Here is a 16082-nt window from a genome sequence, read left to right on the forward strand (position 1 = left end):
CGCGATGCAGGCGCTGCCCGCGTTCGCGAACGACAAGGTGGCGGCGGTGCCGATGCCGAACAAGGGCGATACCGCGTGGATGATCGTCGCGACGCTGCTCGTCGTGATGATGGCGGCACCCGGGCTTGGCCTTTTCTACGGCGGAATGGTGCGCGCCAAGAACATGCTGTCGATCTTGATGCAGACGCTCGTGGTGTTCTGCCTGCTCGGCGTGCTATGGGCGGTTTACGGTTACAGCGTCGCGTTCACCGAGGGCAACGCGTTTTTCGGCGGGCTCTCCAAAGCGTTCCTGCTCGGCATCACGCCGGATTCGACTGCCGCGACGTTCAGCAAGGGCGTCGTCGTTCCGGAGTTCATCTACGTGTCGTTCCAGTTGACGTTCGCCGCGATCACGCCCGCGCTGATCGTCGGGGGCATCGCCGAACGCGCCAAATTCTCCGCGGTGCTGGCGTTCATGGTCCTGTGGTTCACCTTTTCGTACCTGCCGATCGCGCACATGGTCTGGTATTGGCCGGGCCCCGATGCTTACACGAGCGCGGCGGCGGCCGACAAGGCCAACGCGACGGCCGGCTTCCTGTTCCAGAAGGGGGCGATCGATTTCGCGGGCGGCACCGTGGTGCATATCAATGCGGGCATCTCGGCGCTGGTGGGGGCGATCCTGATCGGCAAGCGGGCGGGGTTCGGCAGGGAGACAATGGCGCCGCACAACCTGACGATGACGATGATCGGCGGTTCGCTGCTGTGGGTCGGCTGGTTCGGATTCAATGTGGGTTCCGCGCTCGAGGCAAGCGGCGCGGCGACGCTCGCATTCGTCACGACGCTTTTGGCGACATGTGCGGCGACGATGTCGTGGACCTTCGTCGAGTGGTCGCTGAAGAAGAAGCCGTCGATGCTCGGCGCGGTGTCCGGCGCGATCGCCGGGCTGGTCGTGATCACCCCGGCATGTGGATTCGTCGGGCCGATGGGCGCGATCGCGATGGGCTTGATCGCGGGCATCGTCTGCTATTGGGGCGTCAATGGGCTCAAGCGCCTTCTCGGCGTCGACGATTCGCTCGACGTCTTCGGCGTGCACTGCATCGGTGGCATCGCGGGCGCGCTGCTAACCGGCGTATTTGCGTCGCCGTCGCTAGGCGGAACCGGGATCTACGACTACGTCGCGAACAAGGTTGGCGACTACCACATCGGTGAGCAACTGATTGCACAGTGCTGGGGCGTCGGGACGTCGCTCGTTTGGTCTGCGGTCGTGTCGGTTGTCGCATTCAAGCTCGTCGATATAACGATAGGTCTGCGAGTCGACGGCGAGGGTGAACGCGAGGGGCTCGATGTCAGTTCGCACGGGGAGACTGCATACCATTTGTGACGATCAGCGTAGTCGCAAACGCACACCTTGCGCCGGTTTGCAGCGCTATCTGGGGCGGAGGAACTGCATCGCCCTTTGCACGAGCCGTAAGCTGGGAAAATCGCACGTATGGTTCGTTAGGGCGGCATTACAGAGCGAAACGCACCGACTAGCTGCTACAACTGAGTCACATCGTTGACCTTGGCGCTAGTCGGAATCGTGGCGGGAGATGTGTCGTGGACATCAGTAACGATGTGATGATCGGAGGCGAGGCGCGATCGGTCAGGGGAGGGCTAGTTGGCCGCTCCTACAGCCGATCCCGCTGATGAATCGATGGCGACATGCGAAAGATTGATAGAGTTGGTCTGTCTTGCCGTTTGACGAGTAGTTCATGCAGGCGATCTCGCGACGCCGGCTTCGTGCCAGCCACCAAGCCGCCACGTACAAGTCGCGCGCGGACCGATGCCGAGCTGGGTTGACCGAGGTTACTTGGAATGCAGGTCACGAGCACGAACTCCGAAGACGCAGGTCGGTTATGAACAGATCGGCTGGATAAATGAGAGAGCAAGCGACGTCACGGTCGCCCCGAACGAAAGAACTTCATTTTCCACTGTCGATGGCCAAAGTTCGATCGCTCTGGCGGAATTACCACCTCGCGCTGGCGGTGGTCCATACGGGATAGGGCAGTTCCGATCCGCTGCGCTGCTTGATCAGAATCGGCTACTTAGCATATTTCGTGCGCCGCGAGCTGCAGATCTGCCGTAGTGTCTGAGTCTCGTCTCGCTATCTGGAGGCTGGACTGGGACTGCAGCGCTTTGTTGTGAGCTAAAAGCCTGCCCGATTCCCATTCCTGCAGTGGCGCACCGAGCGCGGACGAACGTGATGGGTGAGTTCTAAGTCACCGCTGATCCGATAAGGATTATTATCCGCCCATAGCTGTTTTCGATCTAAACTGGCAAGTATGAAAACGCGTCAGACCGAACCCATCACTTTTCCGGACGATGCCGAACTGGCCGCGTTGCGTGCCTGGTATGCCGGGCTCGACGCCCGGGCGGCCGTCGCGCGTTATCTGGGCGACCGCAAGGCGCCAGGGGCGTCCGCGCGCGGTGTGCTCGGCCGCATCCGGCGCACCCTGAGCGTGTTCGCGACGAGCCGACATCGAGTCGACCTGGCCGAACTATTCGGCGAGCGGTCCTCCGCGTCGGCCGACACCGTCGCGCGCGCGATCGAAACGCTGCGCAGTCTACCGGCCCCAGCGCCGAACATCGCCGACGCACTCGATCACTGGTTGCCCGCGCGCGTGGTTGCCGCGCTGCAGGCGCACGGCATCCGGACGCTGGCCGACCTGACCGTGCGGATTCCGCGGCGGCGCCGCTGGTGGACCGCAATCACTGGACTCGGCGTCGCCGGCGCACGCCACGTGGAGGCGTTCTTTGCCGCGCATCCGTCGCTGACCGAACGGGCACGAGCCTTGATTGTCGCGGCGCCCGCCGGCGATGTCGTGCCGTGGGAGCAGTTGCGCGTGCCGCACGAAGTCGACGGGTCGTGCGGTCAGTTTCGGGCGCCCCAGCACGTCTGCCTGTTGAAAGCCTCGAACGACTACGAAGCCGTGCAGTCGTGGTTGTCGCTGCACGAGTCGGCCGCCACGCAGCGCGCCTACCGCAAGGAAGCGGAGCGCCTGATCCTGTGGGCGATCGTCGAACGTGGCGCGGCGCTGTCGTCGCTCACGACCGACGACGCGATCGCGTACCGTTCGTTCCTGTGCCGGCCCACACCGCGTGAGCGTTGGGTCGGACCGTCGCGGCCACGGCACAGTGTCGAGTGGCGGCCGTTCACCGGCCCGCTGTCGGCGCGATCCGCGGCCTACGCGCTGAACGTTCTGTCGGCGCTGTTTCGCTGGCTGATTGAGCAGCGCTACGTGCTCGCGAATCCCTTTGCCGGCGTCAAGGTCAAGAGCCAGGCGCCGCGTGCCGGCCTGGACGTGTCGCGCGGCTTCTCAGAGGGCGAGTGGTTGTTGATTCGCACGCTGGCCGATGGCCTTGAATGGTCCTATGGCTGGAGCGCGCCGGCCGCTCAGCGCCTGCGTTTCCTGCTGGACTTCGGGTACGCAACCGGCCTGCGCGCGAGCGAGCTGGTCGGCGCGACGCTCGCCGACATCCGCCGGGACGAACACGGCGATCACTGGCTGCACGTGCTCGGCAAGGGCGGCAAGCGCGGGAAGGTGGCGTTGCCGGCACTGGCGCGGACGGCGCTCGACCAGTACCTCGTACAGCGAGGCCTGCCCGTCACGCCCGAGCGCTGGAACCCGGCGACACCGCTCGTCGCAAGCCTCGACGAGGACGGCGCGCGCATCGAAAGCACGCGGCTGTGGCGCGTGCTGAGGCGGTTTTTCGTGGTGGTCGCCGATGCGATCCAAGACGAGCGGCCCGCGACGGCGGAGAAGTTGCGCCGCGCAAGCCCGCATTGGATGCGGCACACGCATGCATCGCATGCACTGGCACGGGGTGCAGAACTGATCATGGTGCGCGACAACCTACGCCATGCGTCGATTTCGACGACATCGACCTACCTGCACAGCGACGAGGTCCAGCGGGCCCGGCAGTTCGATCAGGCGTTTGCCGCACGAAAATGACCAGCGATTGGTTTATATCAGTTTATGGATAAGCGTGAGGGTTTTCATAACCCGGAGGCTTATGATAGGAAATCGCGCTTATCTTGTTCGCCCCCTGTTTCGCTGGCTGGTCGAGCAGCGCTACGTGCTCGCAAATCCGTTCGCCGGCGTCAAGATCAAGGGCCACGCGCAACGAGCGGGACTGGACGTGTCCCGCGGCTTCTGCGAAGGCGAGTGGCTGCTGATCCGCACGCGCGCCGACGACCTCGAGTGGTCATACGGCTGGAGCGTGCCGGCTGCCCAGCGCCTACGGTTCCTGCTCGACTTTGGCTATGCGACGGGCCTGCGTGCGAGCGAGTTGGTCGGTGCGACGCTCGGCGACATCCGTCGCGACAAGCATGGCGATCACTGGTTGCACTTGCTTGACAAGGGCTGCAAGCTCGGCAAGGTGACGCTACCGGCGCTTGCAAGAGCCGCCTTGGATCAGTATCTCGTGCAGCGTAGACTGCCGGTCACGCCGGCACGCTGGAATCCGGTAACGCCGCTCGTCGCCAGTCTTGAGGAGGATGGCTCTGGCATCGAGCCGCGGCGGCTCTGGCGCGTGTTTCGCCGGTTCTTCGTGCTGGTGGCCGACGCGATTCAGGACGAACGGCCCGCGACGGCTGAAAAGTTGCGCCGCGCGAGTCCCCACTGGATGCGTCACACGCACGCGTCGCACGCGCTGGCGCGGGGCGCCGAGTTGATCATGGTGCGCGACAATCTGCGCCATGCGTCAATCTCGACGACATCGACCTATCTGCACAGCGACGAAGTGCAGAGGGATCGCCAGTTTGATCAGGCGTTCGGAGTCCACAAGGGGTAGTCCACCAACAGACCTATAGCGCCAAATTGATAAAAATCATAATTCCCCATTTTAAATCATTTGGTTAGGGTATTTTTGGCGAAAATTTCACGAACCCCGGCCGCCCCTCGAGTTCGATCTCAGCGTTCTGGATCTGCAAGAGAGAGTGCAGAAGCGCAACTCGAAGCGTATGTCGACCGTTCCGAAGTACCGCGATCCTGCAACAGGGAAGACGTGGTCTGGAAGAGGGCGACAACCAGCGTGGCTCGGCAACGATCCTGCGGCGTTTCTAATCCAGCCAGACCTGCCTGCGATTTGAGTAGGGAAGCCGTTCTTCGACCTTTGATACGAAAAGATGGACCGACCGCAATACACGACCGCCGAGTGCATCAGCATGGACGCCGATGTCTGCAGAGCGTATGACACCGCGTGCGACCTCGCTGTGTCGATAGAGGCTCCGCAATTGTGCGTGGACATTTGCGTGTTTGCGGATGGTAGCAAGCTGCAATTTGAAGCGCGACACATGACCGTCCTCTGACACGGGAATCTAGTACGGTCGCGTTGGCCGGTCGACGCAGGTGGATACCCGATCGGTCGATGCGGTGTCGCGGCATCGATATTTCAATGGCGCATGCGGGATTCAAGTCGGTTAGGTATCCATAATTTTACATAATTAACATTATCAAAATAATAGGGTCGAAGTAATATTCTTATGCCCAGTCCTTGCGCTGAATTGTCCGCCTAGGCACCGTACAGCACACCATTGCCGGCGGGCGCTAGCCCGATTTCGGTAGAATCGGCAGGAACAGAATCTCGTCATCATCACTGTGACCAAATACACAACGGAAGATCTCTTGGCCCTGGGCGAGAGCGTAGATGTGGAGTTCAAACGGGCGGGTGGCCGTGACGGTAAAGGAGAAGTCCCCAAGGAGTTCTGGCCCACATACAGTGCCATGGCCAATACCGAGGGCGGTGAAATCCTGCTCGGCGTCGAGGAACTGAAGCCAACTGGGATTCGACCCCACAACCTCGCCAACGCGGCTGCTATGCGCCAGGATATATTCAATCTCGCCAACAATCGTCAGAAGGTTAGCGCGAACCTACTTCGAGACGACGACGTGCAGACAATTCATATCGATCACTGCACGCTCTTGCGCGTCCGGGTCCCCCGCGCCTCGCGGAAACAGCGACCGATCTATGTCGGCGAGAATCCCCTGCGAGGCACGTACGAGCGCCGGCACGAGGGCGATTTCTTGGTGGATGAGGCCAAGGTCCGGCAAATGCTGGCGGAACAGAGCGATGCCCCCCGTGACGCCACAATTCTTGCGCACTACGGTATCGAGGACCTTGATCTTGAAACCGTGCAAGCCTACCGGCAAATATTCGCGAGCCGCGTGCCAACTCACCCGTTCATTGCCCAGTCGCTCCCCGACTTTCTGCGCGCGATTCAGGCGTGGAAGAAGGATCGGGAATCGGGTGCGGAGGGTCTGACGACCGCTGGCTTGTTGATGTTCGGAAAACTCAACTCGATTCTTGACGCTGTCCCGAACTACATTGTCGATTACCAAGAGCGCCCCGAGGCTCGAACCGAGGCACGCTGGATCGACCGTCTCACAACGGACAGCACCTGGTCTGGCAATCTGTTCGACTTCTACCGAAAGGTGCTCGCCAAACTCACGTCCGACTTGAAGATGCCTTTTCGACTGGAGGGGGACGTGGTGCGCCAGGGCGTGACGCCGATTCACGAAGCTCTGCAGGAAGCGCTGGTCAACGCGCTTGTCCATGCAGATTTCTCTGGGCGGGTCTCGATTCTGGTGGTCAAGCGCCCCGATATGTACGGTTTCCGAAATCCCGGCCTGATGCGCGTTCCAATCGAGCAAGCGATTCGGGGCGGAGACAGTGACTGCCGCAACCGGCTCATTCAGAAGATGTTTCAGCTTGTCGGTGCGGGCGATCAGGCCGGTTCTGGTGTGCCGCGTATCTTTGGGGTCTGGAAAGAGCAGTCTTGGCGCATGCCGGTCGTGCATGAGAAGCGAGAACCGGAGCAAACGCTGTTCGAGTTGCGCATGGCCAGCCTACTGCCGGTCGAGATGGTTGCACAACTGGAGGCGACCCACGGCGCGAAATTCGCCGAACTGAGCGCTCTGGAAAAACTCATCGTGGTCACCGCGTCGGTCGAGGGCTACGTCGACCACAAACGCATTCGTGAAATAACCGATGAGCATCCCGCAGACATTACCAAAACGCTCAGCAAGCTTTCCCGAGAGGGGTTGCTCAGCGCAACGGGTCATGGACGCGGCACGGTCTACTTTGATACGCGCCAGTTGGACGAGCTGCTCGCTGATGCGGAGGCGGAGGTTTTCGCTGCTCCGGCGGGCGGATTATCAACGCGACCGTTGGCCGAGGTTTTCGCGCCCGAACGCGTAGCGCCACAACCTCCGAACCTTGACTCCGGTGGTTTAGGGGCGAGCTCCGAAGGTTTCGAACCAAGCTCCGAAGGTTTGATATCCCTGCCGACCGCATCGCTCGACGGCGCGCGTCTCGTTGTGCTCAGCCGCTATCCCGGGGGCCTGCCTGGCAAAATGAAACCAGAGGCGCTTCGTGAGCTCATTCTGGAACTCTGTGCGATTGAGGCACTTAGCCTCCGGGATTTAGCAGCACTGCTTGACCGCTCTCCCGACTTTATTCGCATCCAATATATTCGCCCACTGGTCGTGGAAGGGCTGATCGTGCCCGAATTCCCCGATCGGCCGCGCCATCCGGCTCAACGTTACCGCAGGATTTGACCCGGATCCGCCGAGTTCAGTGGGACGTAGGCACTCGCGGGGCGCGGCAGGGGTTGCGTATCCGTCATTGTGCTCCCCGCCGGCTCAGGGAGCGGCTCCGCCGCGTCAACTTGGCGATCATCCAACTCGTGACCGTCAATCTGGCGAAACCGCCAAAGCGTGGCGGTCTGGATATTGTCGTGTCGATCGATGGGGCACCCTCGCCCCCTGGTCAAAGCCCGCCCCGCAAGGGGGCGGGCGGGGTTGTCAGTGGAGCATCGACCCGAACAGCAGGCCCAGCTTTACACTCCAGTACAGCAGTTCGAGGCCGGCGGCCGCGCAGTGCAGCCAGAGAGTCGCCGTTTCGAGTTTCATCGGGGCACACCCTATTCCAGTTAATGTGCTCCGTATAGGTGTTCAAGATCGCGATGCCGCCGGCACCGGCGCCGCGCCCCGATAGGGTCGACCGCCCTCTTCCGGTGCAGCTTAGCTCGTACTACAGGGGTTTGGGGGCATTAAATGCCATACCGCTAATACGTCTTAGCGGCATTGAAAGAAACGAAAGAAAAATCCGACGGAGGCCGGGTCTCTCAGGCGCCGCGCGGCACCGACCAGCAGGCGCCTCCGTAGCGCTCCCTTGCCATACACTGGTCCGAATTCTTCGACCGAGACGGAATCGCAAACCCCTTTCCACGACCGATTCAGCACCTCGACGCAGCGATTGACTTGCCAACTATGCGCCAATGGCGTATAGTTGCGCCATGTACACCATCATCGAAACCCCGATCTTTCAGCGGTACGCAGATGAAATCTGGCGCAACGACGAGCGAGAGGCATTCATCAACTGGCTCGCGGACAATCCTCTAGCCGGCGATGTGATTCCCGGCACGTCGGGGCTGCGCAAAGTGCGCTGGTCGCGCGCCGGGATGGGGAAACGCGGCGGTTCGCGCGTCATCTACTACAACCTGCTCGATGACGGCGAAATCTGGCTACTGATCGCGTACACGAAAGCGAAGTTCGACAACCTGCCGACGAGCTTTCTCAATCAACTTCGTGAGGAAATCGATCGTGGATAAGGAACTGGAACAGTTTCAAGCGGACCTGCTGGAATCGGCCCGCCAGATGAAGGCCGGCGTCGCTGGCCGCGTGACACGCGTACAGCCGACCGAGGCCTCCATCGCGCGCGCAAAGGTTGGCATGTCGCAATCGGAGTTCGCCGGCCTGCTCGGCGTCTCGGTGCGTACCTACCAACAGTGGGAACAGGGCCGCCGCAACCCGACCGGCGCGGCGCAGACGTTGCTGCGCGTCGCCGTGCAGCACCCCGAAGCCCTGAAGGATCTCCAGGCCGCCGGCTGATCTCCGCAGCGGACGATACAGGAGTTCCTATTTGAACAGGGCTCTCGCGTGCGCCGGCCGATGACGGTGGTGCTGCGTACGTTGATCCCGGCAGCATGGTTCCACGAGCCAAAGTGGACGCCGGACGATATGTCGCCGAGGCCTTGTCAAATTGAAGGCAGATGGCCGTACGAATCGACAGTGTGTAGGATTCCTTCTGATTATGGGGTGTCGGTGCCCAGATCGGTTGCGCTCCAGCCATACCAGCTGTCCAGACGTTGCTTCAGCTGGGCACGGTGTGTAGCAGCGTCTATGCGATGACGGGGTAAGGCGAAGTGCTGCCGGATCGGTCCGAAGCTCGACAGAAAGCGCTGCGTGCGTCGTGGATCACGGAAACCCTGCATCTGGCGCTCACGTCGGCGCGTTGGCTGGTGGCTGTTTTCCGCCCGGTTGTTTACCCGGGCCGCCGCCTTCACGAACACGTGTTTCACATTGGCCAACTGTGGCACCTCGGCCTTTGCCGCCGGATAGCTACGCAACTGGTCGGTAACAATCCTGCGCGGTACCGGGTACGAGCGCAGCATCTTTCTGAAGAAGCGCTTTGCGGCGGCCTTGTCGCGCTTCTTCTGCAACAGCACATCCAGTTCGGTCCCATGTTCGTCTACTGCGCGCCACAGCACGTATGGCTCCCCGCGCAGTTTCACGAACACCTCATCGAGATGCCAGGTCGCGCCCGATCGCGGCCGAGCTGCTTTGGCCCGGCAGGCGAACATCGCACCAAACCGGTCGCACCAGTTGCGCACCGACTCGTAGCTGACCACGACGCCGCGTTCGAGCAGCAATTCCTCGATGTCACGCAGGCTAAGGTTGAAGCGGTAATACCAGCGCACCGCGCAGCTGATGACTGCGGATGGAAAACGGAAACCGTGATACGGCGAGGTACTCTTTTTCATCTCGCCATTCAACCGCCCCCCCTTCAAGTTGACATTGCCCTATTGCGGCATGGCAGAGTTTGGTATCGTAGGCGCCGTCACCGCTGACACTCGCTATCGGTTCGTCGGCCGGAATTTGTTTGAGCAACTCGGGCAGCATCGGGGCATCGCCCACCGCATTGCTGGTGACCTCGATACCGCGAATCTCCAGGGTATTCGCATCGACGGCCAGATGCACCTTACGCCACTGGCGGCGGTAGTCGGCGCCGTGTTTCTGGGTCTTCCATTCGCCTTCGCCCAGGAACTTCACGCCCGTACTGTCGACCAGCAGATCCAGTCCGCCATGCCGCGGCTGATAGCTCAGTTGCGCTTGCAGGTTGCGCTGACGACGGCATACCGTACTGAAGTCCGGCACCGGCCAGTCTAGCCCCGCCAGCTTGAGCAGGCTCTCCACCAGACCCAACGCCTGGCGCAAAGCCAGGTTGAACAGATATTTGACGCTGAGACAGAATTGAATCGCGGCATCCGAATACCGCTGCTGACGCCCCCGTTTGCCGCTGGCCGCCGCCAGCCACTGCATGCCCGGGTCAAGCCAGATCCCCAGGGAGCCCCGCGCCTTCAGCGCAGCGTTGTACTGCGACCAGTTCGTCGTGCGGTAGCGCACCGGCGTCTTCTTCTTGAGAGTCATGCGGCAAGCCTACCATCGGGCCGCGACCATTTGCGCAACAAAGCCGCCCGACACACAAACGCATCGAGCGGGAATACGGACGAACGTCAGCCGACAATGCTGACGCCACCGTCGATGAATATCGTGTTGCCGGTGATGCGCCGCGCATACGGCGTCGCCAGATACGCGCACGCAAAGCCCACATCCATGATGTCGACCAGTTCGCCGAGCGGCGCGCGCTGGCGTGCTTCGTTGAGCAACAGATCGAAATCCTTGAGGCCCGATGCCGCTCGCGTCTTGAGCGGCCCCGGCGAAACCGGATGAACGCGAATGCCGCGCGGGCCGAGTTCGTAGGCGAGATACCGGCACGCCGCCTCGAGCGCCGCCTTGACCGGCCCCATCAGGTCGTAATTCGGCACGACCCTGGACGCACCCAGGTAGCTCATCGCAAACAGCGTCCCGCCCTGGTCCATCAGCGGTGCCGCCAGCCGCGCCAGCCGGATGAACGAGTGGCACGACACGTCCATCGCCGTCGCGAACCCTTCCGCGGAACTGTTGATCAGGCCGCCCTGCAGGTCCGCCTTCGGCGCGAATGCGATCGAGTGGAGCGCCACGTCGAGCCGGCCCCACGTGTCGCGGATCGCGTCGAACAGCGATTCCATTTCACCCGGCTTCGACACGTCGAGCGGCATCAACAGCGTGGCCCCGAGTTCGCGCGCGAGCGGCTCCACATAGGTTTTCGATTTTTCGCTCGCGTAGGTGATCGCCAGCTCGGCGCCCAGCTCGCGAAACGCGCGCGCGCATCCGTAGGCGATCGAATGCTCGTTTGCGATGCCGAGGATCAGCACCTTTCGGCCCGCGAGGGGCAGGTTCGGCGTGTCTTCCATTCAGATCTCCAGCAGATCGAGAGTGTGCGACGCGATCATCCGCTCCTCGTCGGTCGGAATGACCCACGCCGACACCACGCTCCCGGCCGTGCTGATACGCGGCCCGTGGCGCGCGTTCGCCGCCGGGTCGAGCGATACGCCAAGCCAGGCCGCCGCGCGACAGATCCGTTCGCGCACCGCGGCGGAATGCTCGCCGACCCCGGCCGTGAAGACGATGCTGTCCAGTCCGCCCAGCGCGGCCGCGAGCGATCCGAGCTCACGCGACACCCGGTAGCAGAACAGCTCGACCGCATTGGCCGCGGCAGGATCGTCGCTGGCGAGCAGCGTCCGCATGTCGCTCGAGATGCCGGATACGCCCAGCAGGCCGGAACGCTTGTACAGCAGCGTCTCGATCGCGCGGGCGTCCATGTGCTGATGATCCATCAGCCACACCAGCACGCCGGGGTCGACGGTTCCCGAGCGCGTGCCCATCGGCAATCCGTCGACCGCGGTAAAGCCCATCGTGCTCGCCATGCTCCTTCCGTTCGCAAGTGCGGCCATGCTCGCGCCGTTGCCCAGATGCATCACCACGGTCTTGCCGCGCGCGGCCCGCTCGTCGTAGCGCGCCAGCACCGATGCGATGTACTCGTACGACAAACCGTGGAAGCCGTAGCGCCGCACGCCCTGCTCCGTGATCTCGCGCGGTAGCGCGAATTGCGTCGCGACCGCCGGCTGCCCGTGGTGGAACGCGGTGTCGAAGCAGGCGACCTGCGGAAGATCCGCGCGCCGCGCGGCGATGATCCGGAGCGCGGCCAGGTTGTGCGGCTGGTGCAGCGGGGCCAGCGGGACCAGCGCCTCCAGGTCGGCGATCACCTCGTCGTCGATGCGCACAGGGCTCGCATAGTGGCTTCCGCCGTGCACGATCCGATGGCCGACGCCGATCGCGGTATAGCCGGCGGCGTGGCCATGCAGCCAGTCGAACAGGAAGGCGATCGCGCCACTGTGGCCCAGCCGGAAGCCTTCAGGCCAGCGCTTCTCGTCAAGCGGCGCGCCCTGCGCGTCCGTGACATGGACCTGCGGATGCGTGTCGATTTCCTCGAAATTGCCGTGACAGACGGGATCGAGCGCGCTCCCGCTCACCGCGAAGACGGAAAACTTGAGGCTCGACGAACCCGCGTTGACGACCAGAATGACGTCCATGGTCCCTCGGCTCAGTTGACGACCGCGCGCAACGGGTCGCGCCGCCAGAGCGCGACCAGGGCCGCCACCGCGCATGACGCAAGCCGCGCGACCACCGAATCGGCCCGGCTCGTGAGGATCACGGGCACGCGCGCGCCGAGCACGATGCCGGCCGCGTCGGCGCCCGCCAGAAACGACAGGCTCTTCGCCAGCATGTTGCCCGCCTCGAGATCCGGCACGACCAGCACGTTCGCGTGCCCGGCGACCGGCGAATCGATGTGCTTGAGCCGGGCGGCATCGACGTTGATCGCGTTGTCGAGCGCGAGCGGGCCGTCGAGAATGCCCCCTTCGATCTGGCGCCGGTCCGCCATCTTGCACAGCGCCGCGGCATCGAGCGTCGACGGGACCTTCGGGTTGACCGTTTCCATCGCGGACAAAATCGCGACGCGCGCGGCCGGAAATCGCAGCGCATGGGCAAGGTCGATCGCATTCTGCACGATGTGGACCTTGTCCTCGAGCGTCGGCGCGATGTTGACCGCCGCGTCGGTGATGATCAACGGATCGTCGTGACCGGGCACGTCCATCACGAAGCAGTGGCTGATGCGGCGCGCGGTGCGCAATCCGGTGTCGTGCGCGACGACCGCGCTCATCAGTTCGTCCGTGTGCAGCGACCCTTTCATCAAGGCCTGTGCGCGTCCCTCGCGCACGAGGCGCACGGCCGTATCGGCCGCCGCGTGGCTGTGCGGCGCATCGACGAGCTGCAGATCCGCGATGTCCAGCCCGCTCTCGCCCGCCACCGCGACGATCCGGTCCGACGGGCCGACCAGGATCGGCTGGATCAAGCCAAGTTGCGCGGCCTCGACCGCGCCGCGGAGCGAACTCTCATCGCACGGATGGGCAATCGCCGTCGGCGTCGGCGGCAACGTCTTCGCGAACGCGATCAGGCGCGCGTATTTCTCTCGTTTGTTTTCCATGGGGATCCTCAGGCGGCTTCGGTCGACTTTCCGCGCTTGTTGGGCTTCTCGCCCGCATCCACGCCGAGCACGCGGGCGACGCGCGCAAGACGTTCCTGTTGGTCGGCCGGGATCTCGCCGCGCGCAGCCGCAAGGCAGGCATCGACGGTCTGCAGTTGCGCGCGCGTCGCGCGCTGGAGTTGCGCGACGGGCTCGGCCGGCACAGCATCTTCGCGTCTCCATGCGCGCCGAGCGCCGCGCCGCCCGGCGCTCACCGTCGCGCGGCAGCGTCGAATATCGCCAGAGCGTGCCGCAGGTCCACCTGCTCCTCTTCGCCGAGCGGATCGCCGGCCGTGAACACCTGCTCCAGCGCATCGCCCAGCCGGCGGATTTCGTTCGGCTCCGATCGCGCCAGCAACTGCGGAATCGCGGCCATCGCCGCGTCGAGATCGAGGCGCATCAGGTTCGTCTGCTGCCGCACGATGATCCGGAACGCCTCGATGAGGTTCGCCTTGCGACGCGACGATCGCTTGACTGCGCCCGACTCGTGAAGGCGCAGCGCGAGATTGAAGCGGCGCTCGTCGATTTCCGGACGATGCCGCAGCACGTAGAAGATCGCCCGCAGCGCCGCCTCGATCAGGCCGCCTTCGTCGATGGCCGAGCGCAACTCGGCGAGCTTTTGGTCGACGAACTGACGATGCTCAGGCGAAACGCTCGGATACGGACGCGGCGGCCGGTCGTCGGCCGCCCTTTGCCCGACGAGCGCCTGCAGCCACGGCGAACCGTATACGGCCTCGAACGTCTGCTCGTAGGCGGCGTCGCGCAGATCGCGCCACTGGTCCAGCACCGCCTCGATCGCATCCGACACGCGCTCCTGGGCCTGCCAGGCCGGATTGTCGGCGAGCACCTGCGTCCGGTTCGCGCGAACGTCGCCGGCGACGGCCGACACCCATGCGGCGAGCGGATTGCTGTCCGACCACCATTCGTAACCCACGCGCAGCGGATGCAGGGTTTCGAGGCGGCGCGCCGATTCGGGCGTCACGCACGCGCGGACCCACGGCTGCACGAAGGTCCGGTAAAGCCCGAGATTGATGTCCGAGCAGCGCGCGGCGGTGTCGAAGCGGCGGTCGCTCTGCGGGTCGGGCTGCACGATCTCGCGAATGTCGTCCAGCTTGCGCGGCTTCACGTCGAGCAGAAATTCGCCCTCGACCGGGGCGGGCTGAACGTTCTGCTCGGGGTTCGCGCCGATCGTGGCCTCGTAGATTCCGGACGGCAGCAGGTCGATGAGGTCGATGTTCGCCGCGAACTTCCGGTGCTCCTTGCGCCCGACGCCGCCCGACACGAATATGCCGAGATGGCCGATGCTCTCGTGCGTTGCGTACACGATGGTCTGGTCATGCGTCAGCACGTCCATGTCGTCGCGATACAGATCGGTGATCCAGCCGAGCGCCTGCGGCGGCGGCGTGATGTTGTCGCCGTACGAGCAGAACACGACGATCGGCGAGCGGATGTTGCGCAGGTCCAGGCGGATGCCGTCCGACGTGATCAGCTCCGCGGTGGCCAGGCGGTTGCCGACGAACAGGTTGTCGACGATGTACTGCATTTCCACGTCGTTGAGAAACACGTGCCCGCCCCAGTATTCCTCGAAGTCGAGGAAGCGCCCGGCCTCGGTATCGACTTTCGAATAGAGGTTGTACTGCTTGGTCCAGAGCGTGTTGGCCGGATTCAGGTTTTCGAAGTTCTGCACGAGCCAGGCGCCGTCGAAGCGCCCCGCGCCCAGGTCGCTCGTCAGCGCGGTCAGCCACGAGCCGCCGAGCAGGCCGCCGGCGTAGCGCATCGGGTTCCTGCCCTTCCAGCCGGCCCAGTACGAGACGGGCGAACCGGCGACGATGATCGGGCCGAACAGCTCCGGGCGCATGGCCGCCGTCATCAGGATCTGCCAGCCGGCCTGGCAGTTGCCGATGACCGCCGGCTTGCCCTGGCTGTCCGGGTGCCGCTCGATGACCTTTTCGAGGAACGCCGCTTCGGCGCGCATCACGTCCTCGACCGTCTGCCCCGGCACCGGGTCGGGAAGAAAGCCGACGAAATAGCACGGATGGCCCGCGCGCAGCGCCGCGCCCACTTCGCTGTCGGGCTTGAAGCCGCCGATGCCGGGCCCATGCCCGGCACGCGGATCGACGACCACGAACGGGCGCTTGGTCTCGTCGGTCGGTGCATCGGCATGGGGCAGGATGCGCACGAGCCCGTAGTTCACCGGTTTCGGCAGGTCGAGCCCGGACAGGATCAGTTCGCAGGGGAAATGCAGGACGTTGGGGACTTTCTCCGCCAGATGCGCGTTGTACCGGTTGCCGCGCTCGCGCATCACGTCCGCGTACAGGATGCCGCGCTGCCACGCGTCGGCCAGGTAGGACGACATCGCGCCCCACGGGAACAGGCTGTCCCGCAGGAACGGGAAGCACGTCGATTCAACGGCTTCGGCTGCTTGGTCGATCGTTTCCATGAATACCCCTTTTGTCGTCCGTCGCCGGCGAACCGGCCGGACTGGACTGACGGTTCAGTTGTTCGTTCCCGCGCGCGGCCTCCCGGCCCCGCTT

General features: G+C 63.7%; 11 protein-coding genes and 3 pseudogenes. 7 read left to right on the plus strand and 7 right to left on the minus strand.

All coding sequences use genetic code 11. The features are described from left to right. The first annotated feature begins 4 nt into the window (after positions 1-4). The 7 genes and pseudogenes from C3Y15_RS19645 (at position 5) to C3Y15_RS19675 (ending at position 8912) form a co-directional block, all read left to right on the plus strand. Positions 5-1360, plus strand: a complete 1356-nt coding sequence (locus C3Y15_RS19645) for an ammonium transporter (protein WP_243860256.1) — start codon at positions 5-7, stop codon at positions 1358-1360. Positions 1361-2300: 940 nt separating this feature from the next. Next, positions 2301-3971, plus strand: a complete 1671-nt coding sequence (locus C3Y15_RS19650) for a site-specific integrase (protein WP_124260161.1) — start codon at positions 2301-2303, stop codon at positions 3969-3971. Between the two features lie 82 nt (positions 3972-4053). Next, positions 4054-4812: pseudogene (locus C3Y15_RS19655) on the plus strand (site-specific integrase); the annotation flags it as partial. 58 nt (positions 4813-4870) lie between these two features. Then, the gene (locus C3Y15_RS19660; RefSeq protein WP_279588463.1) at positions 4871-5110 is read left to right on the plus strand and encodes an H-NS histone family protein; all 240 of its coding nucleotides are present in this window, start codon (positions 4871-4873) and stop codon (positions 5108-5110) included. A 535-nt stretch (positions 5111-5645) separates the two neighbouring features. After that, positions 5646-7577, plus strand: a complete 1932-nt coding sequence (locus tag C3Y15_RS19665; protein WP_221417826.1) for an RNA-binding domain-containing protein — start codon at positions 5646-5648, stop codon at positions 7575-7577. A gap of 740 nt (positions 7578-8317) precedes the next feature. Next, complete coding sequence (locus C3Y15_RS19670) at positions 8318-8632, plus strand: hypothetical protein (protein WP_012464916.1); 315 nt, start codon at positions 8318-8320, stop codon at positions 8630-8632. Beyond that, entirely contained in the window at positions 8625-8912 is a 288-nt protein-coding gene (locus C3Y15_RS19675) for a helix-turn-helix domain-containing protein (RefSeq protein WP_012218045.1), read from the plus strand. The genes C3Y15_RS19670 and C3Y15_RS19675 overlap by 8 nt, the downstream gene beginning before the upstream one ends. 200 nt (positions 8913-9112) lie before the next feature. Here C3Y15_RS19675 and C3Y15_RS19680 read toward each other — a convergent pair whose 3' ends face one another. From C3Y15_RS19680 to C3Y15_RS19710, 7 genes and pseudogenes are all read right to left on the minus strand, one after another. Next, complete coding sequence (locus tag C3Y15_RS19680; protein ID WP_124260160.1) at positions 9113-9844, minus strand: IS6 family transposase; 732 nt, start codon at positions 9842-9844, stop codon at positions 9113-9115. A 40-nt stretch (positions 9845-9884) separates the two neighbouring features. Then, positions 9885-10511 (minus strand): annotated as a pseudogene (locus C3Y15_RS19685) (IS5-like element ISBvi6 family transposase); the annotation flags it as partial. Positions 10512-10597: 86 nt separating this feature from the next. Further along, positions 10598-11377: an enoyl-ACP reductase FabI gene (gene fabI / locus C3Y15_RS19690; protein WP_011880257.1), complete on the minus strand. Its 780-nt coding sequence runs from the start codon at positions 11375-11377 to the stop codon at positions 10598-10600. Beyond that, complete coding sequence (locus C3Y15_RS19695) at positions 11378-12556, minus strand: acetate/propionate family kinase (protein ID WP_012218121.1); 1179 nt, start codon at positions 12554-12556, stop codon at positions 11378-11380. 11 nt (positions 12557-12567) lie between these two features. Next, complete coding sequence (locus C3Y15_RS19700) at positions 12568-13509, minus strand: phosphate acetyltransferase (protein WP_011880255.1); 942 nt, start codon at positions 13507-13509, stop codon at positions 12568-12570. A gap of 8 nt (positions 13510-13517) precedes the next feature. Further along, on the minus strand, positions 13518-13712 hold the full coding sequence (locus C3Y15_RS19705; RefSeq protein ID WP_012464895.1) for a hypothetical protein: 195 nt from the start codon (positions 13710-13712) through the stop codon (positions 13518-13520). Positions 13713-13762: 50 nt separating this feature from the next. Next, positions 13763-15988: pseudogene (locus tag C3Y15_RS19710) on the minus strand (DUF3141 domain-containing protein); the annotation flags it as partial. Between the last annotated feature and the right edge of the window lie 94 nt (positions 15989-16082).

Origin of the sequence: Burkholderia sp. B10, assembly GCF_004368385.1 — a bacterium.
Taxonomy (GTDB): domain Bacteria; phylum Pseudomonadota; class Gammaproteobacteria; order Burkholderiales; family Burkholderiaceae; genus Burkholderia; species Burkholderia vietnamiensis.

Excerpts from the sequence above, each read along its gene's own strand:
- C3Y15_RS19670 (WP_012464916.1), top strand. The coding sequence starts at position 8,318 with ATGTACACCATCATCGAAACCCCGATCTTTCAGCGGTACGCAGATGAA.
- C3Y15_RS19695 (WP_012218121.1), bottom strand. The coding sequence starts at position 12,556 with ATGGACGTCATTCTGGTCGTCAACGCGGGTTCGTCGAGCCTCAAGTTT.
- C3Y15_RS19645 (WP_243860256.1), top strand. The coding sequence starts at position 5 with ATGCAGGCGCTGCCCGCGTTCGCGAACGACAAGGTGGCGGCGGTGCCG.
- C3Y15_RS19700 (WP_011880255.1), bottom strand. The coding sequence starts at position 13,509 with ATGGAAAACAAACGAGAGAAATACGCGCGCCTGATCGCGTTCGCGAAG.
- C3Y15_RS19680 (WP_124260160.1), bottom strand. The coding sequence starts at position 9,844 with ATGAAAAAGAGTACCTCGCCGTATCACGGTTTCCGTTTTCCATCCGCA.
- fabI (WP_011880257.1), bottom strand. The coding sequence starts at position 11,377 with ATGGAAGACACGCCGAACCTGCCCCTCGCGGGCCGAAAGGTGCTGATC.
- C3Y15_RS19650 (WP_124260161.1), top strand. The coding sequence starts at position 2,301 with ATGAAAACGCGTCAGACCGAACCCATCACTTTTCCGGACGATGCCGAA.